Source organism: Leclercia sp. (assembly GCF_036780805.1).
Lineage (GTDB): Bacteria > Pseudomonadota > Gammaproteobacteria > Enterobacterales > Enterobacteriaceae > Enterobacter.
Window position 1 is genome coordinate 251,015 of record NZ_DAIQCE010000002.1, and the last position, 24,905, is coordinate 275,919.

At 56.1% G+C, this 24,905-nt stretch carries 25 protein-coding genes and 1 other RNA gene; 14 read left to right on the forward strand and 12 right to left on the reverse strand.

The genetic code is table 11. The features are described 5' to 3' along the window. Positions 1–22: 22 nt before the first annotated feature. On the reverse strand, positions 23–400 hold the full coding sequence (locus V7Q49_RS10485; protein WP_333850954.1) for a DUF454 family protein: 378 nt from the start codon (positions 398–400) through the stop codon (positions 23–25). A 50-nt stretch (positions 401–450) separates the two neighbouring features. Here V7Q49_RS10485 and priC point away from each other — a divergent pair, with 50 nt between their 5' ends. Next, positions 451–978, forward strand: a complete 528-nt coding sequence (gene priC, locus V7Q49_RS10490; RefSeq protein WP_333850956.1) for a primosomal replication protein N'' — start codon at positions 451–453, stop codon at positions 976–978. A 12-nt stretch (positions 979–990) separates the two neighbouring features. Further along, complete coding sequence (gene rsmS / locus V7Q49_RS10495) at positions 991–1,149, forward strand: pleiotropic regulatory protein RsmS (protein ID WP_333850958.1); 159 nt, start codon at positions 991–993, stop codon at positions 1,147–1,149. 65 nt (positions 1,150–1,214) lie between these two features. Here rsmS and mscK read toward each other — a convergent pair whose 3' ends face one another. Both mscK and acrR read right to left on the reverse strand, forming a co-directional pair. Beyond that, entirely contained in the window at positions 1,215–4,562 is a 3,348-nt protein-coding gene (gene mscK, locus V7Q49_RS10500; RefSeq protein ID WP_333850960.1) for a mechanosensitive channel MscK, read from the reverse strand. Positions 4,563–4,688: 126 nt separating this feature from the next. After that, entirely contained in the window at positions 4,689–5,327 is a 639-nt protein-coding gene (acrR, locus tag V7Q49_RS10505) for a multidrug efflux transporter transcriptional repressor AcrR (protein ID WP_333850962.1), read from the reverse strand. A gap of 142 nt (positions 5,328–5,469) precedes the next feature. Between acrR and acrA the strand changes: the two genes are divergently transcribed. From acrA to V7Q49_RS10530, 5 genes are all read left to right on the forward strand, one after another. Continuing rightward, positions 5,470–6,663: a multidrug efflux RND transporter periplasmic adaptor subunit AcrA gene (acrA, locus tag V7Q49_RS10510; protein ID WP_333850964.1), complete on the forward strand. Its 1,194-nt coding sequence runs from the start codon at positions 5,470–5,472 to the stop codon at positions 6,661–6,663. A gap of 22 nt (positions 6,664–6,685) precedes the next feature. Beyond that, positions 6,686–9,826, forward strand: a complete 3,141-nt coding sequence (acrB, locus tag V7Q49_RS10515) for a multidrug efflux RND transporter permease subunit AcrB (protein ID WP_333850966.1) — start codon at positions 6,686–6,688, stop codon at positions 9,824–9,826. 491 nt (positions 9,827–10,317) lie between these two features. Then, positions 10,318–10,710, forward strand: coding sequence for an Hha toxicity modulator TomB (gene tomB / locus V7Q49_RS10520; RefSeq protein WP_333850968.1), 393 nt, complete (start codon positions 10,318–10,320; stop codon positions 10,708–10,710). A gap of 8 nt (positions 10,711–10,718) precedes the next feature. Next, the gene (locus tag V7Q49_RS10525) at positions 10,719–10,937 is read left to right on the forward strand and encodes an HHA domain-containing protein (RefSeq protein WP_032616864.1); all 219 of its coding nucleotides are present in this window, start codon (positions 10,719–10,721) and stop codon (positions 10,935–10,937) included. Between the two features lie 161 nt (positions 10,938–11,098). Beyond that, complete coding sequence (locus V7Q49_RS10530; protein WP_333850971.1) at positions 11,099–11,563, forward strand: YlaC family protein; 465 nt, start codon at positions 11,099–11,101, stop codon at positions 11,561–11,563. 59 nt (positions 11,564–11,622) lie between these two features. Here the strand turns inward: V7Q49_RS10530 and ykgO are convergent, their stop codons facing one another. Then, positions 11,623–11,763 (reverse strand): type B 50S ribosomal protein L36, encoded by a 141-nt coding sequence (gene ykgO, locus V7Q49_RS10535; RefSeq protein WP_142488461.1) that lies wholly within the window; start codon positions 11,761–11,763, stop codon positions 11,623–11,625. 198 nt (positions 11,764–11,961) lie between these two features. Between ykgO and V7Q49_RS10540 the strand changes: the two genes are divergently transcribed. Then, positions 11,962–13,530 (forward strand): EAL domain-containing protein, encoded by a 1,569-nt coding sequence (locus tag V7Q49_RS10540; protein WP_333850973.1) that lies wholly within the window; start codon positions 11,962–11,964, stop codon positions 13,528–13,530. Positions 13,531–13,562: 32 nt separating this feature from the next. On the opposite strand, the gene V7Q49_RS10545 is transcribed toward V7Q49_RS10540, so the two are convergent. The 4 genes from V7Q49_RS10545 to yczE all read right to left on the reverse strand — a co-directional run bounded on the left by V7Q49_RS10545 (position 13,563) and on the right by yczE (position 18,925). Further along, on the reverse strand, positions 13,563–13,916 hold the full coding sequence (locus V7Q49_RS10545) for a DUF1428 domain-containing protein (RefSeq protein ID WP_333850975.1): 354 nt from the start codon (positions 13,914–13,916) through the stop codon (positions 13,563–13,565). 59 nt (positions 13,917–13,975) lie between these two features. After that, entirely contained in the window at positions 13,976–17,062 is a 3,087-nt protein-coding gene (locus tag V7Q49_RS10550; RefSeq protein WP_333850977.1) for a beta-galactosidase, read from the reverse strand. A gap of 104 nt (positions 17,063–17,166) precedes the next feature. Continuing rightward, the gene (locus tag V7Q49_RS10555) at positions 17,167–18,240 is read right to left on the reverse strand and encodes a LacI family DNA-binding transcriptional regulator (protein ID WP_333850978.1); all 1,074 of its coding nucleotides are present in this window, start codon (positions 18,238–18,240) and stop codon (positions 17,167–17,169) included. 76 nt (positions 18,241–18,316) lie between these two features. Continuing rightward, a complete protein-coding gene (gene yczE / locus V7Q49_RS10560; RefSeq protein WP_333850980.1) occupies positions 18,317–18,925 on the reverse strand; it encodes a membrane protein YczE in 609 nt (202 codons plus the stop codon). Positions 18,926–19,009: 84 nt separating this feature from the next. Here yczE and yczR point away from each other — a divergent pair, with 84 nt between their 5' ends. Further along, positions 19,010–20,431 (forward strand): MocR-like transcription factor YczR, encoded by a 1,422-nt coding sequence (yczR, locus tag V7Q49_RS10565; RefSeq protein WP_333850982.1) that lies wholly within the window; start codon positions 19,010–19,012, stop codon positions 20,429–20,431. 125 nt (positions 20,432–20,556) lie between these two features. Here the strand turns inward: yczR and V7Q49_RS10570 are convergent, their stop codons facing one another. Both V7Q49_RS10570 and V7Q49_RS10575 read right to left on the reverse strand, forming a co-directional pair. Then, a complete protein-coding gene (locus V7Q49_RS10570) occupies positions 20,557–20,775 on the reverse strand; it encodes a hypothetical protein (RefSeq protein ID WP_142488454.1) in 219 nt (72 codons plus the stop codon). Continuing rightward, the gene (locus tag V7Q49_RS10575) at positions 20,772–21,023 is read right to left on the reverse strand and encodes a hypothetical protein (protein ID WP_333850985.1); all 252 of its coding nucleotides are present in this window, start codon (positions 21,021–21,023) and stop codon (positions 20,772–20,774) included. The genes V7Q49_RS10570 and V7Q49_RS10575 overlap by 4 nt, the downstream gene beginning before the upstream one ends. Positions 21,024–21,371: 348 nt before the next feature. Here V7Q49_RS10575 and V7Q49_RS10580 point away from each other — a divergent pair, with 348 nt between their 5' ends. Genes V7Q49_RS10580 through V7Q49_RS10595 form a run of 4 tightly spaced genes read left to right on the forward strand, consistent with a single transcriptional unit; the run spans position 21,372 to position 23,632 of the window. Further along, positions 21,372–22,394, forward strand: coding sequence for a DarT ssDNA thymidine ADP-ribosyltransferase family protein (locus tag V7Q49_RS10580; protein WP_333850987.1), 1,023 nt, complete (start codon positions 21,372–21,374; stop codon positions 22,392–22,394). A 4-nt stretch (positions 22,395–22,398) separates the two neighbouring features. Next, the gene (locus V7Q49_RS10585) at positions 22,399–23,124 is read left to right on the forward strand and encodes a DarT1-associated NADAR antitoxin family protein (RefSeq protein ID WP_333850989.1); all 726 of its coding nucleotides are present in this window, start codon (positions 22,399–22,401) and stop codon (positions 23,122–23,124) included. A 12-nt stretch (positions 23,125–23,136) separates the two neighbouring features. Continuing rightward, positions 23,137–23,385: a hypothetical protein gene (locus tag V7Q49_RS10590; RefSeq protein WP_333850991.1), complete on the forward strand. Its 249-nt coding sequence runs from the start codon at positions 23,137–23,139 to the stop codon at positions 23,383–23,385. Beyond that, complete coding sequence (locus V7Q49_RS10595; RefSeq protein WP_333850993.1) at positions 23,372–23,632, forward strand: hypothetical protein; 261 nt, start codon at positions 23,372–23,374, stop codon at positions 23,630–23,632. Before V7Q49_RS10590 ends, V7Q49_RS10595 begins: the two co-directional genes overlap by 14 nt. 28 nt (positions 23,633–23,660) lie before the next feature. On the opposite strand, the gene ffs is transcribed toward V7Q49_RS10595, so the two are convergent. Further along, positions 23,661–23,757, reverse strand: an RNA gene (gene ffs / locus V7Q49_RS10600) — signal recognition particle sRNA small type. A gap of 179 nt (positions 23,758–23,936) precedes the next feature. On the opposite strand from ffs, the gene V7Q49_RS10605 reads away from it, so the two are divergent. Continuing rightward, entirely contained in the window at positions 23,937–24,248 is a 312-nt protein-coding gene (locus V7Q49_RS10605; protein ID WP_442913062.1) for an MGMT family protein, read from the forward strand. A 33-nt stretch (positions 24,249–24,281) separates the two neighbouring features. On the opposite strand, the gene V7Q49_RS10610 is transcribed toward V7Q49_RS10605, so the two are convergent. After that, entirely contained in the window at positions 24,282–24,851 is a 570-nt protein-coding gene (locus tag V7Q49_RS10610; RefSeq protein ID WP_333850994.1) for a YbaY family lipoprotein, read from the reverse strand. Positions 24,852–24,905: the final 54 nt, after the last annotated feature.

The following is a 24,905-nucleotide window of genomic DNA, read 5'->3' on the forward strand; positions in this document are numbered from 1 at the left end:
ATTGCAACAGCCATCCTGCGGATTATTGCTTTTGTTGCTTTTCATCAACTACGGGGATCCGCCACATGAAAATCAGCAGGCAGGAGAGGATCGCCAGCAGCAGGATCCGCACCCACATGATTTTTACCATCCATAATGAAATGGCGAAGGTCACGAGGATCACCGCAATGGCCCGCGGCTTTGCGCCAGGCGGCATGGCGCGGTGCTGTTGCCAGTGGCGCAGATAGCCGCCAAACCATGAGCGGTAGAGCAGCCAGTGGTGAAAACGCGGCGAGGAGCGGGCGAAGCACCAGGCCGCCAGTAATATAAAGGGCGTGGTCGGCAGAAGCGGCAAAACGACGCCCAGCGTGCCGAGCACTACCGCAAGCCAGCCAATGATGATTAAAATAGTACGCTGCATAATGCGAATCGTTATCAAACTGAACGGCTACTGTACCACTGGAGAGCAGATTGAAAACAGCCTTGCTTTTACAGACGTTGCAAAATCAGCTGACGGCCCTGCGAACCCAGGCTGCCCCTCTGATGCAGCACGCCACCCTGAAGCCGCGTTTTGACCGGCAGCTGTTCCGCACCCGCAGCACCCTTATTAAAGATTATCTGGATGAAGCCCAGCACAATCTGGATGAGCTGAGCCACGCGGTGGAGAAAGCGCAGACGGAGCAGGTCAACTGGCTGGCCACCCACCTGGCGGAGCAGATCGCCGCCCTGCACCGGGAGATCGCCGCCTGGCCTTTGCGCGTCTGGGACAGCCCGTCAGCGGGGGCGACAAAGTGGCAGCGCAAGCGCCTGGAACATCAGGAGTTTGAGCGGCGGCTGTGTGAGATGAAGTCTGAACGTGAGACGCGGCTGAACCAGGCCGAAACGCTGGAAGAGCAGCAGATGCTGATGCGCGAACTTACCGCGCTGGAGGGGCGGCTTGAACGCTGTCGTAAGGCACTGGATGATATTGAGCGCGTGATTGCGCGTCTGACCCGTTAACAGGAGTAGTGTGTGTCACTGGAAAACGCCCCCGATGAAGTGAAGCTGGCCGTTGATCTGATTATGTTGCTGGAGAATGATGAGATTCCGGCAGAGACGGTGCTGAAGGCGCTGGAGATTGTGAAGCGGGATTTTGAGGGGAAAATACCCTCACCCCTGCCCTCTCCCTGAAAGGGAGAGGGAGCAAATCATTCCCTCGCCCCTTTGGGGAGAGGGTTAGGGTGTGAGGGGTTAGGTTAAGCCGGAGTCGGGTCATCCCCCTTCACTTCACGTTTCACTTCCGTATGCTCGTCGCCCTTCTCATTGCGCAGATGCACTTCAAGCTGGTTGAACGCGATGTTGATGTTGTTCTCGCGGCACAGACGCTCAATGGTGCGGTTCAGCTCATCAACCGTGTAGCTGCGGTCACGCAGTTCACGTACGTACAGACGCAGTTCATGATCCAGCGTGCTCGGGCCGAAGGTGGTGAAGAACACCGACGGTTCCGGATCGTGCATTACTTTCGGGTGATCCATCGCCGCTTTCAGCAGCACTTTTTTCACCGCATCCAGATCGGAGCCGTAGGCCACGCCCAGACGGATCACCACGCGGGTGATGGTGTCGGAGAGCGACCAGTTGATTAACCGCTCGGTGACGAAGGCTTTGTTCGGGATGATCACCTCTTTACGATCGAAGTCGGTGATGGTGGTGGCACGGATACGGATCTTGCTGACGGTCCCCGAGAAGGTGCCGATCGTCACGGTATCGCCAATGCGCACCGGACGTTCGAACAGGATAATCAGACCCGAAACGAAGTTACCGAAGATCTCCTGCAAACCAAAACCAAGACCAACCGACAGCGCCGCCGCCAGCCACTGCAGTTTATCCCACGAGACCCCGAGCGAACCGAAGACGGTCATCGCTCCCGCCACCAGAATCACATAGTTGAGGATGGTGGTGATGGCATACGACGCCCCCTGGCGCATATTCAGGCGCGACAGCACCAGCACTTCCAGTAGGCCAGGTAAGTTGCGGATCAGGGCCCAGGCCACCATCGACGAGACCAGCGCAAACAGCAGGCTGCCCATGGTGACGTTTTTCACCACCGCCGCACCCGCTTCGGTGCCGTTGTAGTGCCACAGGGTAATGCTGTCGAGATAGGCAAAGACGGTAATCAAATCAGACCAGATGGCCCAGAACATCACGCCGAACAGGGCAATCATCACCAGCATGGTGATACGCAGCGTCTGCTGGTTGACCTGCTCCAGAGCGATGGTCGGCTCTTCCTGCGGCTCAGCGCCTTCGGCCCCCTCTTTCACCATGTTCTGCCGACGCGCCAGCGCTCGGCGATAGGCGATACGACGGGCGGCAACGCTCAGCCCGCGCAGGACGGTCTGGTACAGCAGGTTCCAGAAGATCACCAGATAGACGGTTTCAATCCAGCGGCCCGACAGACGCAGAGTGGTATAGAAATAGCCGGTGGCCGTCAGCACCATCAGCGCCAGCGGGATAATGGAGAGCACGGTGACCGTCGCCAGGCGGATGGCGTGGGACTCTTTGTCGCGCCAGCTGTCACGGCACATCGGCCACATCAGCACGCTGATCAACACCAGGTTCAGCAGGATCACGAACTGCCCCAGCACGTCGTCCATCAGGTGCAGCGGAGAGAGTTCCGCCACCACCGACCAGAAGTGCAGCGGCAGCAGCGCCAGGCTGATACGCACGATCTGGCGTCGCCAGTGGCTGGTCAGCTGGGCAGGCATATTGAAGTGGCTCACCGCCACGCCGTCTTTCTCCAGCACTTTCCAGCACAGGCCAAACACCAGCCAGAACAGCGCCAGTTTTTTACTGAAGGCCCACAGCAGATCGCTGACGTTAAGCTGCATGGTGAGCAGGATCAGCCCCGCCGCCAGAATTAACAGGCAGACCGGCAGGGCGCGGATCAGATCGATAAGAATGGCTTTCGGGGTGTGAAGCTGGCTGTCATTACGCAGCTGCCCCACTTCATCAGCCAGCTTCGCCTGGTACTTTTTCAGCCAGCCGAGACGCCAGCGGATTAACCCGGCAATCAACAACAGTGGCAGGCCCGCCAGGAAGGCAAAAGCCACCGCCGGACCGGCTTTCTCCCAGTTAACGGTGATTTTCATCCCTTTAATCTGGTCTTTCAGCATGCCCGGGAAGGATTTGATCCAGTCCCAGTCCATCGGTTTGTTGCTGTTTACCCAGAAAATTTGCTGGGTAAGGATCTCCTGCAGGCTTTTGGAGACGCTCACCAGCTGCTGCTGGTTGATCTGCAGGTTAATGGCCATCATCAGCTGATTGCCCAGCTGTTTATTCAGCTGATCGAGCAGCTCGCGGCGCATATCCACCACCTGCAGCAGCGCATCGTGAACTTCATCATTGACGTCGCTACTGTGCCCCTCTTCCACCTTGGCAACGAAGGCATCGCTCTGGAACAGGGCGTCGCGCTGCTGGTTGACCTCAAACTGCTCCAGACGCAGATCCGCAATGCGGTTGGTCATGTCCTCCAGCTCATCGGCGGAGGGTAAGGTCTGCTGTTGCTGATACAGGATACGCGACAACAGCAGACTGCCTTTCAGGACGGCGATCTGCTCTTTGATGTTGCGTTCAGATTGCAGAGCGCGATCCAGCCAGTTTTTAACTTTGATGTTCTGCTGAACCAGCGAGTTACCGTTTTCGGTGGCGGTAATCAAACGCTGGCTGAGCTGATGGTTTGCATCCAGCTCCTGCTTCACCAGTGGATTTTCCTGGATACGCGCGGTTTCGTCCGGGTTGACGGCCTCCTGCGCGGTTTTCTCCGTCAGGGTCAGTCGCTTGCTGTTGACCGCCTCCTGCAGCAGCTGCAGCTGATGCTCCAGACGGTTGATGTTGGCGGTGACATAATCGCGCTGTTTTTGCAGGGTATCCTGCAGGACGGTGTTGCCCTCAAGGCTCTTACGCTGCTGTTCGATCTGCGCATTCAGCAGCTGCTGCTGCGCCAGCAGTAACGTTTGCTGAGTGGGACGTAACGCCGCCTCGCCCGCAGAGGTGCCGTTCAGGCGATTACGGATCTGCTGCAGCTGTTGAGACGCGGTGTACATCGCATTCTGCACGCGCTCCGGCTGGGTTTGCAGGGAAACCAGCTGGCTGTTGTAGGTGGCGAGATCGCTTTGGGCGGTTTGTAAGTCGTCGAGCAGCTGCGCCACGCGCAGTTCCAGCTGACGCAGGGACAAGGTGGCCAGCGTTTTGCGGGTTTCCGCATCATTATCGACATCGCCCAGCGCATTGAGGCTCTCGGTTGCCTTACGCATCGTTTCCGGTGCCTGAGCCACCTTCTGGCGTAACTGCGTGGTTTCCGCTTTGACCCGCTCGAGCTTGTCGACGGTCTCCAGGGTTTCCGTCAGATCCTGCTGAACCAGTTTGTCCTGCGGAGTAAGTTCTTTCTGTTTACTCAGGGCATCAAGCTGGGTCTGGATATCTGCCCGCGTTGGCGTGTCACTGGTATTATCGGCACGCGCTAACGCCGCCGGTGATGCCATGAATGCGAGAAAGAAAACCAGAATAAAGGCCAGGAGAGGATGCTGTTTGCGTGTGTAGTGCAACATAGTTATATGTAATTCGTGTGATGAATGACGAAAAAAGACCGGCGTGCAGAATATCACGGCAATCGGGTGCAATATAGCGCCAACGGATGGCTCCCGGATAATTCCTGGCCGTCAGGCTGGGAGCGATTAAGGCTGGGCGCGCAGCGTCGGGCAGAGCTGGTACATCTCAAGCAGGATGGCCACGTAATCACGGGCTTCACGTTGTAAATCAAAAGACTGGGGGGCAAAAAGCCAGTTTTCCATAATGCCGGAAATATAGCTGCGCATTAAGATAGCAGCGCGGCGGGTCAACAAATTAGCGGGCAACATATTAGCTTTAATACAGTGCGTGAGAGTCTGTTCAATACGATCGTAACTTTCGAGACATAAACTGCGCTGTGCCTGTTGCACAACGGCCATTTCCCCGACAAACTCGCATTTGTGGAAAATGATCTCCATCATCAGGCGGCGGCGCTCCTCAATAACAGTCGCCTCAAGGATATAGACCAGAATCTCTCTTAAAACTGAGAGTGGATCGTCGGGGAATTTTGCCCGATACTCAGTCTCAAGATCCCCAATACTGGATTCTGAAAGCTCCCAAATTTCACTAAATAAATCTGACTTATTTTTGAAATGCCAGTAAATCGCTCCCCGGGTTACCCCAGCAGCCTGCGCAATCTGTGCCAGCGAAGTGGAAGATACCCCCTGTTGCGAGAACAAACGCAAAGCAACATCAAGGATATGCTGGCGTGTCGCAAGTGCTTGTTGTTTGGTTTTTCGTGCCATACGCTGGTGAAATTACAGGAGTCAGATTTACATACATTTATGAATGTATGTACCATAGCACGACGATAATATAAACGCAGCAATGGGTTTGTGGACGCGTGATCCATTGATCAATTTGAAATCGGAAACTCGAGGTTTACATATGAACAAAAACAGAGGGTTAACGCCTCTGGCGATCGTTCTGATGCTCTCAGGCAGCTTAGCGCTTACAGGATGTGACGAAAAACAGGCTCAACAAGGGGCTCAGCAGGCGCCAGAAGTTGGCGTCGTGACGCTCAAATCCGAACCTCTCCAGATAAAAACAGAATTACCCGGCCGAACCAGCGCTTACCGCATTGCTGAAGTGCGTCCACAGGTGAGTGGCATCATCCTGAAACGTAATTTTACGGAAGGGGGTGATGTTAAAGCAGGTGATTCTCTGTATCAGATTGATCCCGCTACCTACCAGGCTAATTACGAAAGTGCCAAGGGCGATTTGGCTAAAGCCCAGGCTGCGGCAAAAATTGCCCAGCTGACCGTCAGCCGTTATCAGAAACTCATTGGTACGAAGTACATTAGCCAACAGGAATACGATAGTGCCCTGGCCGATGCTCAGCAGGCTAACGCTGCCGTTACCGCTGCGAAAGCCGCCGTTGAAACCGCACGCATCAACCTGGCCTATACCAAAGTGACTTCTCCTATCAGCGGCCGCATTGGTAAATCGGCAGTGACCGAAGGTGCGCTGGTGCAGAACGGCCAGACTACCGCGCTGGCTACCGTGCAGCAGCTTGACCCGATCTACGTCGATGTCACCCAGTCGAGCAATGATTTCCTGCGCCTGAAACAGGAGCTGGAGAACGGCACCCTGAAGCAGGAAAATGGCAAAGCGAAAGTAGAGCTGATCACCAGCGACGGCATTAAGTTCCCACAGGCCGGCAGCCTCGAGTTCTCTGACGTGACGGTCGATCAGACCACCGGTTCTATTACTCTGCGCGCCCTCTTCCCGAACCCGAACCATACGCTGTTACCAGGTATGTTTGTTCGCGCAAGTCTGGAAGAAGGGACTAACCCAACCGCACTGCTGGTTCCACAGCAGGGTGTGACCCGTACGCCGCGCGGCGATGCCAGTGCCATGGTCATCGGCGCTGAAGACAAAGTCGAAGTCCGTCAGATCACCGCCACCCAGGCAATTGGTGACAAATGGCTGGTCACCGACGGTCTGAAAGATGGCGATCGCGTCATTATTACCGGTTTACAAAAGGTTCGCCCTGGCGCCCAGGTTAAAGCGCAAGAGGTCACGTCTGACAATCAACAACAAGCCTCCGCAGGCGGCCAGTCAGAACAACCTAAGTCTTAACTTAAACAGGAGCCGTTAAGACATGCCTAATTTCTTTATCGATCGCCCCATTTTTGCGTGGGTGATCGCCATTATCATCATGCTAGCCGGGGGACTTGCGATCCTGAAGCTGCCTGTCGCGCAATACCCAACTATTGCGCCGCCGGCGGTGACGATCTCCGCAACCTACCCTGGGGCTGATGCCAAAACGGTGCAGGACACCGTGACTCAGGTTATCGAACAGAACATGAACGGTATCGATAACCTGATGTACATGTCCTCCAACAGTGACTCCACCGGTACGGTGCAGATCACGCTGACCTTCCAGTCCGGTACGGATGCGGATATCGCGCAGGTTCAGGTGCAGAACAAACTGCAGCTGGCGATGCCGTTACTGCCGCAGGAAGTCCAACAGCAGGGTGTGAGCGTGGAGAAATCCTCCAGCAGCTTCCTGATGGTTGTCGGCGTTATCAACACCAACGGCACCATGACGCAGGAGGATATTTCCGACTACGTGGGCGCCAACATGAAGGACGCCATCAGCCGTACTTCAGGCGTGGGTGATGTGCAGCTGTTCGGTTCCCAGTACGCGATGCGTATCTGGATGGATCCGAACAAACTGAACAACTTCCAGCTGACGCCGGTAGACGTGATCACCGCGATTAAAGCCCAGAACGCCCAGGTTGCAGCCGGTCAGTTAGGCGGTACGCCGCCGGTGAAAGGCCAGCAGCTGAACGCCTCGATCATCGCGCAGACCCGTCTGACCTCGGCAGATGAATTCAGTAAAATTCTGCTGAAAGTGAATCCGGACGGTTCTCAGGTACGCCTGCGTGACGTGGCGAAGGTTGAGCTGGGCGGTGAGAACTACGACGTTATCGCCAAGTTTAACGGCCAGCCGGCTTCCGGTCTGGGGATTAAACTGGCGACCGGTGCTAACGCCCTGGATACGGCGACAGCGATCCGTGCCGAGCTGAAGAAAATGGAACCGTTCTTCCCGTCAGGCCTGAAAATCGTTTACCCGTATGACACCACGCCGTTCGTGAAAATCTCTATTCACGAGGTAATCAAAACGCTGGTCGAAGCGATCATCCTGGTCTTCCTGGTGATGTATCTGTTCCTGCAAAACTTCCGTGCGACGCTGATTCCAACCATCGCCGTGCCGGTCGTTCTGTTGGGGACGTTCGCGATCCTCTCGGCCTTCGGCTTCTCGATAAACACCTTGACGATGTTCGGGATGGTGCTGGCGATAGGCCTGCTCGTGGATGACGCCATCGTGGTGGTAGAAAACGTCGAGCGTGTCATGTCCGAAGAGGGACTGCCGCCGAAGGAAGCGACCCGTAAATCGATGGGTCAGATCCAGGGCGCGCTGGTCGGTATCGCCATGGTGCTGTCAGCCGTATTTATCCCGATGGCCTTCTTCGGTGGCTCTACCGGCGCGATCTATCGTCAGTTCTCAATCACCATCGTCTCGGCGATGGCTCTGTCGGTACTGGTTGCGTTGATCCTGACCCCGGCACTGTGCGCCACCATGCTGAAACCGGTGGCCAAAGGCGATCACGGCGAGAACAAAAAAGGCTTCTTCGGCTGGTTTAACCGCATGTTTGATAAGAGCACGCACCATTACACCGACAGCGTGGGCAACATCCTGCGCAGCACCGGTCGTTATTTGCTGCTGTATATCATCATCGTGGTCGGCATGGCGTACCTGTTTGTTCGTCTGCCAAGCTCCTTCCTGCCGGACGAAGACCAGGGCGTATTCCTGACCATGGCCCAGCTGCCAGCAGGCGCTTCCCAGGAACGTACTCAGAAAGTGCTGGATGAGGTGACGGATTACTACCTCAACAAAGAGAAAGCCAACGTTGAATCGGTGTTTGCGGTTAACGGCTTTGGCTTTGCGGGTCGTGGTCAGAACACCGGTATCGCCTTCGTTTCGCTGAAAGACTGGGCTGAACGTCCGGGTGAAGAGAACAAGGTTGAAGCTATTACCGGCCGTGCGATGGGCACCTTCTCGCAGATTAAAGATGCGATGGTCTTTGCCTTCAACCTCCCAGCGATCGTTGAGCTGGGTACGGCCACCGGCTTCGACTTCCAGCTTATCGACCAGGGCGGTCTGGGCCATGAGAAACTGACTCAGGCGCGTAACCAGCTGTTTGGCGAAGTGGCGAAGCATCCCGATCTGCTGGTGGGCGTGCGTCCTAACGGCCTGGAAGATACGCCGCAGTTCAAAGTGGATATCGATCAGGAAAAAGCCCAGGCGCTTGGCGTCTCTATTAGTGACATCAACACTACGCTGGGCGCGGCCTGGGGTGGTAGCTACGTCAACGACTTCATCGACCGCGGTCGTGTGAAGAAGGTGTACGTGATGTCTGAGGCGCAGTACCGTATGTTGCCGAACGATATCAACAACTGGTACGTTCGCGGCAGCAACGGGCAGATGGTGCCATTCGCCGCCTTCTCCACCTCACGCTGGGAGTACGGCTCACCGCGTCTGGAACGTTACAACGGTCTGCCATCAATGGAGATCCTGGGTCAGGCGGCACCGGGCAGAAGTACCGGTGAGGCCATGAACCTGATGGAAGAGCTGGCGCGTAAACTGCCAGCGGGTATCGGCTACGACTGGACGGGAATGTCCTATCAGGAACGTCTGTCCGGCAACCAGGCCCCTGCCCTGTATGCCATCTCCCTGATTGTGGTATTCCTCTGTCTGGCAGCGCTGTATGAGAGCTGGTCGATTCCGTTCTCGGTTATGCTGGTTGTGCCACTGGGGGTCATTGGTGCCCTCTTGGCGGCCACCTTCCGTAGCCTGACGAACGACGTTTACTTCCAGGTGGGCCTGCTGACAACCATTGGCTTGTCGGCGAAGAACGCGATATTGATCGTCGAATTCGCCAAAGATCTGATGGATAAAGAAGGCAAAGGTCTGATTGAAGCGACGCTGGAAGCGGTCCGTATGCGTCTGCGTCCAATTCTGATGACCTCCCTGGCATTTATCCTCGGGGTTATGCCACTGGTCATCAGCTCGGGTGCAGGCTCCGGCGCACAGAACGCCGTAGGTACCGGCGTGATGGGCGGGATGGTGACTGCGACCATCCTGGCAATCTTCTTCGTTCCGGTCTTCTTTGTGGTCGTACGCCGTCGTTTCAGCCGTAAAAACGACGACATCGAACACAACCATCCGGTGTAAAGACCAGGATTTTGCTGTTAACCGTTAAAAAGGCCGCTAATGCGGCCTTTTTTTTGGCAATTGAAAATCATAAAATAAGCTTATTGGCGGTTTATATATTTTATGTCAGCTTTAAACGACTTATCATATTTAACCCAATCCTCTTACACAAATTCTCAAATTCTTGCGTTGCTTCTTAGTTATTAAGAGTATTCCTGGTGTTTTTTGAATATGAGCGCGACTGGTAGCGATTATAGAAACAGCTGAAAAATCTTGCTGGAGGATAAGAGGAACTCCACATCAGGATAAAACAATATATAACATAGCGACCGCAAAATCCTTTAACCTGCAGCGTAATTGTAATTTTTCGTAATAGCGCGGTGAAATCCTGATTAGAGTAGATTATAGTTACAGACAAGACGCATTACAGTAGTCGTTGACGCTAAGTCAGTTGTACCCTTCCCGACAACGATGTTCGGTGAGTAAAAAATCACTCAGAAAGGGGATGCGCTATGGACGAATACTCGCCAAAAAGGCAAGATATTGCACAGTTGAAATTCCTTTGTGAATCCCTGTACCATGACTGCCTTTCCAATCTCGATGAAAGCAACCATGGCTGGGTCAATGACCCTACTTCTGCCATAAATTTGCAGCTAAACGAGTTGATTGAGCATATAGCAACCTTCGCCCTTAATTATAAAATTAAGTATAACGAAGATAATAAGTTGATTGAGCAAATTGACGAATACCTGGATGACACTTTTATGTTATTCAGCAGCTACGGCATTAACGCACAGGATTTGCAAAAATGGCGTAAATCGGGCAATCGGCTTTTTCGTTGTTTTGTCAATGCAAGCAGGGCTAACCCGTTAGCTACTCCGGTTAAAATTATTACAAACAATTAGGTGAATTTATGTCTGATAAACCATTAACCAAGACTGATTATTTGATGCGTTTGCGACGTTGTCAGTCAATTGACACCCTTGAACGTGTGATTGAGAAAAATAAATACGAGCTTTCTGATAATGAGTTAGCGGTATTCTATTCCGCAGCGGATCATCGTCTGGCTGAACTCACCATGAATAAGCTGTACGATAAAATTCCTACCGCGGTGTGGAAATTTGTACGCTGATTGGGTGACTTACACCAAACAGATTCACCGCATCATCTGACCCGCCCTTTCCCGGCAACTGTTATGTTTTTTCTTAGCGTAACTGTTACTTTCCACAAACATTGTGGTCACTTAAAATACACGGATCCCCCGTTTTAAGTTGATTTGAGAAAGGGCAGAAGATGACCGAGATACAACGCCTGCTTACCGAAACCATTGATGATCTCAATGTACGCGAAAAGCGTGACAACAAACCGCGCTTTAGCATCAGCTTTATTCGCAAACATCCAGGCCTGTTTGTCGCCATGTATGCCGCCTGGTTAGCAACGCTGGTGGTAATGCTGCAGTCGGACACGCTGATCGGTTCCGTCTGGCTCCTGGTGGTCTTGTTCGTCGTCTTTAACGCCTTCTTCTTCTTTGACGTCAATCCACGCTACCGCTATGAAGATATTGATGTGCTCGATTTTCGCGTCTGCTACAACGGTGAGTGGTACAACACCCGCTATGTACCCAACCAGCTGATCGACAGTATCCTGCACTCCCCCCAGGTTGAGTCGCAGCAAAAAGAGAAACTACAAAAAATGATCGCCACTAAAGGCGAACTCTCTTTCTACGACGTCTTCACCCTTTCCCGCGTGGCCGCCTGATGCCCGCGCAGGCCTGCCGCCAGCAGCCTCGCTGTTAGCGGCAAGCCTCCTGCTCTGACCTAACGTTTCTTCTTACGCCCCTGCACCGCCTTGAAGCGCGGATTGGATTTACATATCACATACAGCCGCCCCTTACGTTTGACGATCTGGCAATCCGCATGACGTTGTTTTGCACTGCGCAATGAATTCAGAACCTGCATTGTTTATCCCCACTGAGTGATTTGTTATAACATAACAATTAGCATATCCGAGCGACGGTGGAAACACAACCTGTGATGGATAGCGGAATGAAATCAATGCCAGCGGTGTACTATGACGCTACACTTCAGCGTAGCTTTCCGTCTTAATGTCATCGACTTGTGCGCCCCTCGCCCGGCGTTATAAAAGGAAACAGGAGCATGACGACCCGACACCTGGTTAGTGTGGTGACCTGCGTACTCATTATTGCAGTGCTTGTTCCTGTGTGCCTGAGCGTCTGGCTGGCGCACCGTAATGCGGAAGATAAGTTTGTTGACGATCTGAACGACTACTCTTCGCGCGTCCAGATCCGTACCGACAGAGTGGTTACCCAGGCCAAATCCGCGCTCACTGAAATGCAGGCCTTCAAAGGCATCCCCTGCAGTCGCGAACATGCGCTGGCGATGCGCCGCGCCTCTTTCTCCTGGCGTTATATCCAGGAAGTGATCTACGTTGACGATCTCACCCCGCGTTGCTCTTCGCTGGAACAGGAGAGCAAGGCCGCCCCCTTTCCCCCGGCACTGCGAATCACTTCCGATGGCTATCGGGCATGGGTTACCTCGCACAACGATCTCAATCTGAAGCGCTATATGGCCGCCATCGGCACAGGCCACTATATCGTGATGATCGATCCGGCCTCGCTGATCGACGTGATCCCCTTTGGCTCCTGGCCGATCGATGTCGCGCTGGTCGGTATTCGCCGAAATATTGTTTTTGCCAGCAGCAATAGCCTGGATATGCAGGTGTTCAATAAAATGCAGCGGGATGGCAACGCGCATTTTCAACATGACGGTGCGATGTACGATGTGCACAACGTGCCCGATTTAGGATTTGCCATTGTGGCCTGGGCTTCCCTGAAGCCGTTAAAAGAGAGTTGGCACCACCAGCTTTATTTCTGGCTGCCATTTGGCATGCTGATCAGTTTGCTGACGGCCGGGTTTGTCTTGCGCGTCTTACGCCGCCTGCAATCGCCCCGCCATCGCCTGCTGGACGCCATCAATAGTCGGGAGTTTCAGGTTCATTTCCAGCCGATTGTCGCATTAAGCAGCGGCAGACTGACCGGGGCGGAAGCACTCGCCCGCTGGCCGCAGCAGGACGACAGCTATCTCTCTCCCGATATTTTCGTCTCCCTGGCGGAGCAGACTGGCCTGATGAGTCAGCTGACCGCGCTTATCATCGAAAAAGTGTTTGAGGAGATGGGGGAGTGGCTGCGCCAGCATCCGGACCAGCATATCTCGATTAACCTTGCTCCCGCGGATTTGATCTCGGGTACGGTGCCTCCGCTGCTGAGCCGTCTTCTGAATCAGTGGCAGATCCCACCCTCGCAAATTGCGCTGGAGCTGACCGAGCGGGGTTTTGCCGATCCCACCGTCAGCGCCCCGGCCATTGCCGGATTCCGGCGCGCAGGGCACTCTGTCTATATTGATGATTTCGGCACCGGATACTCCAGCCTCAGCTATCTGCAGGATCTGGACGTTGATACCCTGAAAATCGATAAGTCATTCGTCGACGCGCTGGAGTACAAAAACGTGACGCCGCATATTATCGAGATGGCGCGTTCTCTCAATCTGACGATGGTGGCGGAAGGGATTGAAACCGAAGGCCAGCTGACCTGGCTACGCCGCCACGGCGTGCAGTACGGTCAGGGCTGGTTTTACAGTAAAGCGCTGCCAAAAGAGGCGTTTATTCAGTGGGCGGAGCTTAATCTCGCCTCCCAGGCACACGAATAACACCCGGCGGTAAGCGCCGCCGGGCTCCACGCTTATTCGTCCAGTAGCGGCGAGAAGCCGCCATAAATCATCCGTTTACCGTCGAACGGCATCGACTCGCCAAATTCTTTCATTCGGGGATCGCTCATCATCTTCCGGTTCGCTTCATCGCGAACCTCTCTGGAAGGGTATTCGATCCAGCTGAAGACCACTTCTTCGTTCTCTTCCGCCTTCACCGCCAGACGAAAGTCCGTTAATTTGCCGTCGGGTACGTCATCTGCCCAACACTCTACGATGCGAAGCGCGCCAAACTCTTTAAACAGTGGCGCGGCTTTCGCTGCCATCTCGCGATAAGCCTCCTTATTATTCGCGGGAACGGCAACCACAAAACCATCGACATACTTCATCAGATAAACCTCCGAAGTGAATGTGCGGCCATAGGGTGTGGCCGCATCAGCGATTAAGTTTAGTTCTGTTGCCAGCTAAAGGCGTAACGCACCTTTTTCCCTTGCAGAATAAACTCCGGCGACACGCTGGGGCTCCAGGAGTCATCTCCACCGACGCCCATATGGAACGCATCCAGATTCAGCCAGCAGCCGGGCTCTTCCCGTAACAGATGGTGATGGGAGGTCTCGCGCAGCTGCGTCTGGCTATAGCGACTCACGCCAAAGTGGAAGTCGCCGTCCAGCTGATGCTGCCCCAGCGTCAGCTGCCGGGTATCGCAGCGCAGGCCGTTTTCGGTCGGGAAAATATAGGGGGTATGCAGCGCCGCCAGCGGCAGCGTCCAGCGTCCCTGGCGGGCGGCAAGTTTGCGATCCGGGTAGTTCTCCCAGGGTCCGAGCCCGTTCCAGCTTACGGTTTGCGGCACCCGCGCCAGCTGACAGGTCAGCCCGATACGCGCAGGCTCTGGTATGTCGCTCGCCACCTGCACCTCAACGTCGCCCTGCAGCACGCCATGGCTGTCGATGCGCCAGCATTTGCGGCTCAGGAACAGCACATGGTTGCCGTGCTCCCAGGCATGCAGGGTAGAGATTTCCACCACCTGCTCCAGCTGCTCGCCAACGCACTCGAGCAGGCGCGGCGTCAGGCTGTACATCCCCGCCGCTTTCCAGCGCTCCACCCAGGCATTCGGATCGATGCGGGTCGCTTCGCTGACCCCGATATCGTTATCCAGCGGAGCGCGGGTGAAGTTGTCGGTCAGCGGCGCGAGCAGCGTCGCCTCCCCCTCCCGCCACCACTGGGTCAGATCGCCGCTGGTGCGGTTAAACTGCCAGCGCTGCTGCCGATGGGTCACCACCAGCGCGTCATCTTCACGCGTAAGCTGAGGTGCGACCCCGGCAACCTTTGGCGGAGCGATAAGTAACGGGGCGGGAAGCGGCCATTGATCCCAGGCACTGAGATAGTTTTCCGCAGACCACGGCGTGGCCGCGGGCTGGAAGACCTCAACGTTCAGCCACAGCTCACCCGGTGCCGCCGTCCACTCCGGCAGCGCGATCTCCAGCCGTTGCGTACCTTGTGCCGGGATGTTAAGCGCCACCACCTCAGAGGCCAGCACCTCGCCATCCCGCATCACCGACCAGCGCAGCTGCTCGTTATCGGTCTGGCGGAAGAGATAATCGCTGTGCACCTCTATCACCAGCGGCGAGTGGCTGACCAGGGTAAAGGTGAAGAATTGCTGGGCACGCTGGGCTTCATAAAGGGCCGGATGCGGCGTGCGGTCGGGGAAGACCAGCCCGTTCAGGCAGAACTGACGGTCGTTAGGTTTATCGCCAAAATCACCGCCGTAGGCCCAGAAGGGGTTGCCCTGCTCGTCATGCTTCGTCAGCGCCTGGTCCACCCAGTCCCAGACGAAACCACCCTGCAGCCGAGGATGCTTACGGAAAGCATCCCAGTATTTTGCGAACCCGCCAAAGCTGTTGCCCATCGCGTGGGCATACTCGCAGAGGATCAGCGGACGCGTCTCATCCGGCATGCCGATCCACTTTTTAAGGGACCACTTCGGTACCGCCGGGAAGGGCTGATCCTGATCGACGCGGGCATACATCGGACAAACAATATCGGTGGCAGCGGTGTTGGCTCCGCCGCCCTCATACTGCACCGGACGGGTGGGGTCCGTCGCCTTCACCCAGCGGTAAAGGGCATCGTGGTTGGCCCCGTGGCCGGATTCATTGCCCAGGGACCAGATAATAATCGACGGATGATTGCGATCGCGCTGCACCATACGGGTGACGCGCTCGCTCATGGCTGGCAGCCAGCGCGGATCGTCAGCCAGACGGCTCATCGGCACCATCCCGTGGGTTTCGATGTTAGCCTCATCCACCACGTACAACCCGTAGCGATCGCACAGGCGATACCAGAGCGGGTGGTTAGGGTAGTGCGAACAGCGCACGGCGTTAAAGTTGTGCTGCTTCATCAGCTCAATGTCGCGGCGCATGGTGGCTTCGTCCATCACCTGCCCGCGCTCAGGGTGATGCTCGTGGCGGTTCACGCCACGGATCAGCAGCGGCTTGCCGTTGAGCTTCAGCAGCCCGTTGCTAATGTCGACCCGCCGGAAACCGACGTCGCAGGCTTCAACGTCCAGCACCTGGCCCTGCCCGTCGCGTAGCACGAGGGTTAAGCGGTAAAGGGCGGGGATTTCCGCGCTCCAAAGCGCCGGTTGATCCACCTTCAGGGAGACATTCACCCTCTCCTGCCAGTAGCCGCGCTCGTCTACGATGGCCGAGCCCGGCGTGCCGGTGGCGCTGGCGATACACTCCCCTGCCCGCCACAGATTGACGTTGACCTCGCAGCCCGCGTAGTCGGATCCGCCGAGGGTCAGCGCCAGCTGAAGTTCGGCGCGATCGTAGTCGGCGTTCAGCTCGGTGACGACATGGTAATCGGCAATATGGGTGTCAGGTTTGTGCAGCAGGGTCACATCCCGAAAGATACCGCTCATCCGCCACATATCCTGATCTTCCAGGTAGCTGCCGTCGCACCAGCGAAGCACCATCACCGCCAGGCGGTTGCTGCCCGGGCGCAGGAACGAGGAAACATCAAACTCCGCAGGCAGGCGGCTGTCCTGGGAATAGCCGACCCACAGCCCGTTGCACCACAGGTAAAACGCTGAGTTGACGCCGTCAAACACCAGCCGCGTCTGCCCGCTCTCGAGCCAGCGGGCGTCCATATCGAATGTGAGCGAGTAACAACCGGTCGGGTTCTCCGCCGGCACAAACGGCGGATTAACCGCAATCGGATAGGTCACGTTGGTGTAGATCGGCGTGTCAAAGCCCTGCATTTGCCAGTTGGAGGGAACGGGCATTACCACCGCATCCGCGCAATCCTCCTGTGTCCAGCTATCGGGAACCTGCTCCGGTGCGGCAAAAAAGCTGAACTGCCAGTCGCCGTTTAGCGAGCGAACGGAAGCGGAGTCGCCCTCCTCCCGTGCCGCCTGCTCGTCACGCCAGCCGCTGAGCGGCACGTGGGCAGGGAGTCGGTTCCATTGGGTGACGCCGGGGTTTTCCCAGTCACGACGCGTTATCAGGGTGCTGAGGGTCAGCGGAGCAGGATGGGACATAATTACCTCTTTGCGAAGCGCTCACAATTTTTAATTACAATGCCCTGTCGGGGTGACAGGGTAAAGCGGGAGAGCATCATGAAGCGATGGCGATCACAAAAGCGTTAGCGACGCGCCAGCTGTTCGGCCAGCAGTGCCAGGGATTTTAGCTGCTGAGCCAGATCGTCACTCCCCTGGGGGATCCCTTCTCGCGCCGTGGAGTGACGCTCGATCAGGGTGACCGGGAGACGGGTTTGCGCCGGATCCTGTCCGGCGTGGTCCTGCTGCGCCAGCAGCCACTCCACGCTGCGCAGCCCGGCCTCGCGAAAGGCCTGGCGAACGGTGGTGAGCGGCGGGGTAAACCAGGCGCTGTCGGTGGTATCGTCAAACCCCACCACCGAGAGCTGGCCTGGCACGGCAATGCCCTTTTCGGCACAGGCGCGCATCACGCCGAGCGCCATCTGATCGTTTGCCACCAGGATCGCCTGCGGAGGCGTGGCCCCGGCCAGCAGCTGATGGCCTTTTTCGTAACCCGAGGCGGCGCTCCAGTCGCCCTGCGCGATGGCGCAGGGTTGCACACCCGCCGCATCCAGGGTGGACAACCAGCCCGCCAGACGGGCGCGCGCCGAAACGGAACTTTGCGGCCCGCCAAGCAGGGCGATCCGCCGATGGCCTAGCGCCAGCAGGTGTTGCGCCCCGAGGGTTGCTCCCTGTTCGGCATCAAATACCAGGCTGTGCACCCGGGCGGTGGGCGAGACATCCAGAAATAATACCGGCACCGGAACGGCCTGCGCCCGCAGGCTTTCTGCCAGCTCGTCCTCCAGCGGCACGTTGACCAGCAATGCCTCCACCCGCTGGGCCAGCAGCTCCTGTACGGCGGCCAGACACTGCTGCGGATTTTCGACCATTGAGATCAATACGCTCGCTCCGCGCTCCCCTGCCCGGGTCTTCACCGCCGAGGCAATTTGCGAGGGAGCATGGAGGGCCAGATCGGTGGTGATCAGCCCCAGGGTGCGGGTGCGTTTACCCGCCAGCTGCTGGGCGCCGCGGTTGGGAACATAGTGCAGCTCGGCCATCGCCTGCAGCACTTTCTCCCGGGTCCGTGCGGAGACATGCGCCGCATCATTAATGACCCGCGAGACGGTTTGATAGGACACGCCCGCCAGGCGGGCAACATCGTAAAGGGTTATGGCTTTCATGCGCGTCGCATTGCAATGACTGATACCTCTATTCTGTCATAACCCACTGCGTAAAGCATGTGAGCGCTTCGCAAAATCAGACAACGCGCTCAGGCTGAGGGGCTAAGATGCGCGGCTTCTGACGAAACCACGGCAGGCAGATCTGGATCAGCGGGCCAATACTTAACGCATACAGCACGGTGCCCACGCCAAACGTGCCCCCCAGCACGCAGCCAATCAGCAGGACTGAAATCTCAATCGCCGTGCGCACGCTGCGAACCGACCAGCCGGTGCGGGCATTGATCCCGGTCATCAGGCCATCGCGCGGTCCGGCGCCAAAACCAGCCCCAATGTACATGCCGGTCGCCAGCGCATTGACAATCACCGCGCTGATCAGCAACAGGCTGCGCGCCACCAGGGAGTCGATAGCGGGAATAAACATCAGCGCGACGTCGGCAGCCAGACCAATGGCAATCACGTTACTGATAGTGCCGAGGCCCGGGCGCTGTCGCAGCGGGATCCAGAACAGCAGCACCAGCACACCGGTCAGGATGATGACGGTGCCAATATCCATTGCCAGCAGTTTTGCCACCCCAAGGTGAAACACATTCCAGGGATCGGCCCCCAGATCCGATCGAACAAACATCGCCGTTGACAGCCCATACAGGCTCAATCCGACATAAAGCTGAAGTAATCGACGCAACATGATCTTTCTCCGGTTATCTCTGCTTTCATCATTACCTGAAATGGCACTATGATTAATGTCCAGTTTTGAGAAAGTGGACTGCTTATGTCATCGCGTCGATTTGGAAGCCAGTCATTAGTTCGCCTGTTGGGCCACTGGCAGCAGGAGAGCTCCCGCACCCCGCTGTGGCGCCAGCTGGCCGATGCGCTACGCCTGCTGATCCTCGACGGCAGGCTGGCGCTGGATACGCGCCTGCCGGGCGAGCGCGAGCTGGCTTTAACCCTGGAGGTGAGCCGTACCACCGTCAGCAGCGCGCTTGCGCATCTGCGCGATGAAGGCTATCTCGAAAGCCGCCATGGCAGCGGATCCCTGGTGATCCTGCCTGACAGCCGCACGCCCCCTACCCGCGCCAACGCCAGCGCGGCGCTGGATCTCTCAACCGCCGCACTGGGTGCCGGGCCGGAAATCCATCAGGCCTATACCCATGCCCTGACCGCCATTACGCAGCATCTGACGCAAACCGGGTACGACCAGATAGGATTGCTGGCATTACGCGAGGCCATTGCCGCGCGCTACACGGCACGCGGCCTGCCTACCCGGGCGGAAGAGGTGATGGTGGTTAACGGTGCGGTCAGCGGGCTGGCGCTGGTGCTGCGGATGTTCACCGGGCCCGGCGATAGGGTGGTGGTGGATCATCCCACCTACCCGCTGGCTATCGCCGCCATTCAGGGCGCATCCTGCCGGCCAGTTGGCGTATCGCTGCCGCAGAGCGGCTGGGATATCGACGGTTTTGCCGCTACGCTCGCCCAGACCGCGCCGCGCCTGGCGTACCTGATGCCGGACTTTCACAACCCCACCGGCCGCTGCATGGACGCGGCCAGCCGTGAGGCTATCGCCGCCATTGCTGCCCGGGCCCGCACCACGCTGGTGGTGGATGAAACCATGGTCGATCTCTGGTTCGATTCCCCACCGCCGCCGCCGCTGGCCTCCTTCTGTCCGAACGGCAATGTCATTACCCTCGGCTCGGCGGGAAAAAGTTTCTGGGGAGGTTTGCGTCTGGGCTGGATTCGCGCCCCGGCGCGAACCATCGCGACGCTGGCGCAGACCCGCGATACGCTCGATCTCGGTTCGCCGCTGCTGGAGCAGCTGGCAACCCTGTGGTTAATCGAGAATGGCGAGACATTTTTACCGGCGCGGCGGCAGATGCTGCGCGAGCGATGCGATCGCTGTGCGGCATTACTGCGGGAACATTTTCCACAGTGGCGTTTCCAGATACCGGAAGGCGGTCTCTCCTATTGGGTGGAGCTGCCGGATATGCTGGCCACCCAGCTGGCTACCCGCGCCGAAGCGGCAGGTATTCATCTGGGAACCGGTACGCGCTTTGGCCTTTCCGGGGCTTTTGACCGCTATCTACGGATGCCCTTTTCGCTGGAACCCGCGGAGCTGGAAAGTGCGCTGATACGGATCAAGCCGCTGTGGCTGGCGTTGATTAAAAGCGGACAATCGTTAAAACGCACCCTTGTATAATGTCTGCAACGGCGACGCTTATTACAGGGAAAAGTGAGCGGGCGCACAAATAAAAACGCAGAAAGGACGATTTAAAAATGTCTGACTGTAATTGTTACAGTCAGACATTTTCAGCAGGAAGGCAGTCAGTGCTGAGCAGGGATAGGGAAACCTTTCAGGGAAATAACAAAACTATCGCCTTCTTTCTTTATTTTTGCGCCGGTATCACACCAGTCAGACGCAATTCGAAAGAACTCATCACTGCCAACATCCCAGCCCAGGCGGACATGTTTGACATAGCCAGAGCGCAGAAGCGTGCAGGCTTCCGAGTAGCTGCTGGCGGTTGATTGCTGATATTGTTTCATTTTTTCTTCTTCAGAATCTTTCTTAATGCTTTGATTTCTTTAGGAGTAAAAGGTGCTACGCTCTCTTCTTCCGTATGTTGATTGTCGATATCCTCTTCCGTTACTCCCGCCTCGTCTGCTGCAGCAAATGCCATTTGCAGCAGTTTCTCTGTGGTAACGCTGAGATTCTCATTATTCACTTCTGCATAATGACGAAGCTTCTCTTTTAACGCCTCGTCGATTTTTACATTCAGCACGGCTGTGGTCATGGTGGCTACGTCCTTGACATCATTTTGTTAAATTAATACACGAAGTTATCATTATTATCCAGATATATATTGTCTGCTTATATATCATAAAAATGTCACACTTACCCTGCACAACATTTATGACAGAATAATGACAGCTTTATTTCAGTATGATGACATTTGGTGAAATAAACAGGTTTCAGTAAGAAATATATACTCCCCTTCGCTCACCGGGGTTATCGTGCCTGGTGGCGAGCCGCATGCCAAAAATAGTAGGGTGCGCATTTGCCGCTTGTAGCAGGGTCCGCAGAGACAATATCATCCATGCCTTCTGTATGAATAAAATTGTGGCGGCGTGCTGAGGCATATATGTGGACAGCGATCGGGATATTTTTTGTTTTAGCGGTCATCGGCAATATCCTCAATAAGAAGAAAGCCAATCCTCCATCTTCAAAGCCTAAGCCGTCCCTTTCTTCAAAAAACACGTTACCCAATCATGACGCCCACCGGCGGACTGCGGCGCGGACGTTGATCACGGATTTACCCGCACCGCCTTCAGCGTCGCTGCCTGTAACCTCCGATAACCTGTCGTTAAGTCTTCATGATGCCCGGACTTTGTTGAGCCAGGTTGAAGGTTTTCGTGATTTTTTGTTAACCCGCTATGCGATAACCGGGCTGACGCACCTCTCCCCCGCCTATACGTCCGATCTGCATCATGCGTTTATGCGCGAAGTGGGTCCTTTGCATTTTTACGCTCTCCAGCATTTTGACTGGCGAAGCGTGGTCGATTTCACCCCGGTGAAGCGTAAACCCGTTCCCGCGCTCTATCACTTTACCCATCTCTCCAATCTGGAGAGCATTCTTGAGCACGGTATTCTTACCCGTCAGCAACTGGACGCGTCGGGCCATCCCTTCCGCTACAACGACACACGTCGTCTGGATGGGATCCGCAATTCGATTTCGCTGTCGATCGGTCATGTGAATAACAAAATGCTGTTTAAATATACGCAGGGACTCCAGGATCATGATTGGGTGATCCTGAAAATCAAACCGGACCTGATCGCCGGTCCCTCTGCTCCGTCCTTCGATCATGCTCATCTTCTGCAGAATAATGTTTTCTGCCGCAATAACGCGGCTTCTGCCGAAATGACGGCCATCAGTGTTGCGGCCCGTCAGACCTGGCATGCGTTTCACCAGCTGTTCGCGGACGAGCAGGGCCAGGATCGCGGGGAACGCCCCTACGACGTTCAGGCGGAGGTGCTGCATCTGGCTACCATTCCGACGCATTTCATCAGTGAGATCATTTTTTACGCGGCCGAGAATGTTCCCGCCTGGCTAAGCCCTGCAAAAGCCAATATTGTGGTCGACCCTGCCCGTTTCTCATTCAGGTAATTTTATGGCTAACCGCCCGGTATTTGTTCCGAAAACAGAGGGGCCGGCATTGGTTGAGATTGTTAACGTCGACTTCGCGTGGTCTGCTGGCCTGTCGATCGTCCAGAAACAAAAATCCATTGCCGCCCTACACGACAGTTTCCGCCAGCGCTTTCCGCAAGCAAGGGTGCTTGAGGTCTCCAGCAAATCTGCCGCAGAGCTGGGGCGTAAGCTCAGCGCCTTTAATATGGGCGTCACCAGCCGGAACGGGCAGTTTATCAGCGTCGAATCCCTGTTCCAGTCCTCGAAAGTTTTTACCTCCGCCACCGGTATTCAGGGGCCGTTTCGCGAATTAATGCTGCTGTCACCGAAAGAGGCCAAACAATCAGAGCTGCTGAAAAACGCCGGACAGCTGAAGCATTTCTCTTACTGCCCCAGTGAGCAGCGCGAGGCGGAGATCTGGGCGCTGGAGCCTAAAAGCGCCTTTTACGACTGGCTGTATCTCAACGCGCTAAATATTGTCCCCTGGAAAGAAGAGCTGCTGGCCTACAGCGCGTTTACGGATATTGAGTTTAACCCTGTCAGATCAATCAACTGTCAGGCCTATTCGGTAGCGCTGTGGTGCGCGCTTCGCATGCGGGGGCTGGTCTGTGATGCTATCCCACCGCGGGATGCCTTTATCGATCTGATTACAAAATTTACCATCCATAACACCAGCGATGGTGACACCACGACGATGAGCCTGTTTTAAGAGGAGGTAGCTATGGTCAGACCGTCTAAAATCGGGTTCGATGTTGATGATTTTGTTGAAAAGGATAAATTTTCCATCATCCCGCTGGCCCGTCGTAAAGCGATAGAGCATGACGTGCAGCAGGCGTATATGGCGCGAGTGAATGCCGTCAAAGCCCGGGTCGATACCCTGACGCCGCACCAGCGTGAGCAATTTCACCAGACGTTGGCGACCCTGTTGGCGCAAACCGCGTTTACGAGGAGCAGCGATGAGCGAAAATAAAATTCTGGCGCAGGTGGCCGCGTCACTGAAAAGCGTCAACGACGGAGTGAACACGCTGAATGACCAGGCCGGGCGATGGGCGGAAGAGTTTCGCTACCGTCAGTATCTGGAATTGCCGCTGACAACAGAAGTCATGGTGATGGAAGCCGCGCTAAAGGTGGTGCTTGATAAGGCCGCGCTGGAAGAGGAGTACCGAAAACTGGTGGATGAAATGGCGATACTTATGGATGCTAAACAGGCAGAGTAATTTTACGGCGAGCTGAAATGGGTGGGGGCCCTGCCAGCTACATCCCGGCACACACGTCGTCTGCCCTGGCTGCTTCCTTCCGGACCTGACCTGGTGAACAGAGTAGCGTTGCGGGAGAACCAACAGAGCCCCCATTGAGAGCGTTGTTAACCAACGCGCTGGCGCATTATCACTGTACCAGATAGCAATTGCAAGTTAACGGCGTCCGGGTGATGGTTTATTGCGCAAAGCGTTTACAGAGTGCGCGCTTTCTTCCTGACTTGTCGAATATTCTCTATCATGCTCTCCACACAGGAGCACAAAAATGGACGAGCACGACTCTTTTCCCCAGCGGGTGTGGCAGATAGTGGCCTCGATTCCCGAAGGTACTGTTACCACCTATGGCGAGGTGGCACGACTGGCGGGTTCTCCGCGCGCTGCACGGCAGGTGGGTGGCGTACTTAAACGGCTGCCGGAAGGAAGTACCTTGCCCTGGCACCGGGTAGTGAACCGCCATGGCGCGATCTCTTTAACGGGCCCTGATTTACAGCGTCAGCGTCAGGCCTTGCTCAGCGAAGGGGTACAGGTATCAGGTAGCGGGCAGATTGATTTGCAGCAATACCGCTGGCGGTATTAAACAGCCCCTCTCAGGCGAGAGGGGCTGGCGACATTAAAGCTGGGTCGGTGCCGGGGTGGCCGTAGACGGGCTCACCTGAGTTGGCGAGGTGGACGGTACGGTAGTGGGCGCACCGCCGCCAGGCTGTAACGGCAACTCGGTCTGCTGTACAGGCACCAGCACCAGGTCGGCTTTAGTACCGCCCTGATTAATTACCGGTTTCACGATATCGGTCACCAGCACGACCTTATCGTTAATGGTAATCGCGGCGCTCAGCAGAATGCGCGCGTTAGGCTGCACGTCCGCCGGGTTAAACGGCAGTTCGAACTTGAACGGCGCCTGTTTGCCTTCGGTACGGGTCGCCTGCTGCGCCAGTACTTTCGACGGAGTATCGGCCAGCGAAGCATCAGACAGGGTGACGGTTAAGACCGCATCCGGCGGCAAAGCCACTTTCTGACGGATCCAGATGGTCCCGGAAACATTTGGCTGCTGAATGGTCGGCTGAGTGGCCACGCCAGCAGTATTTGGGTTTGGCGCTGGCGTCTGGATGTCTGCACTTTTATCCGCGCAGGCAGAGAGAGCAACCGCTACCGCTAAACCACTTAACACGTGCACGAGTTTCATTGAGTTCTCCTTATCATCAATGCACCAGCGGGATCGATACCGCCAGATGAGTGG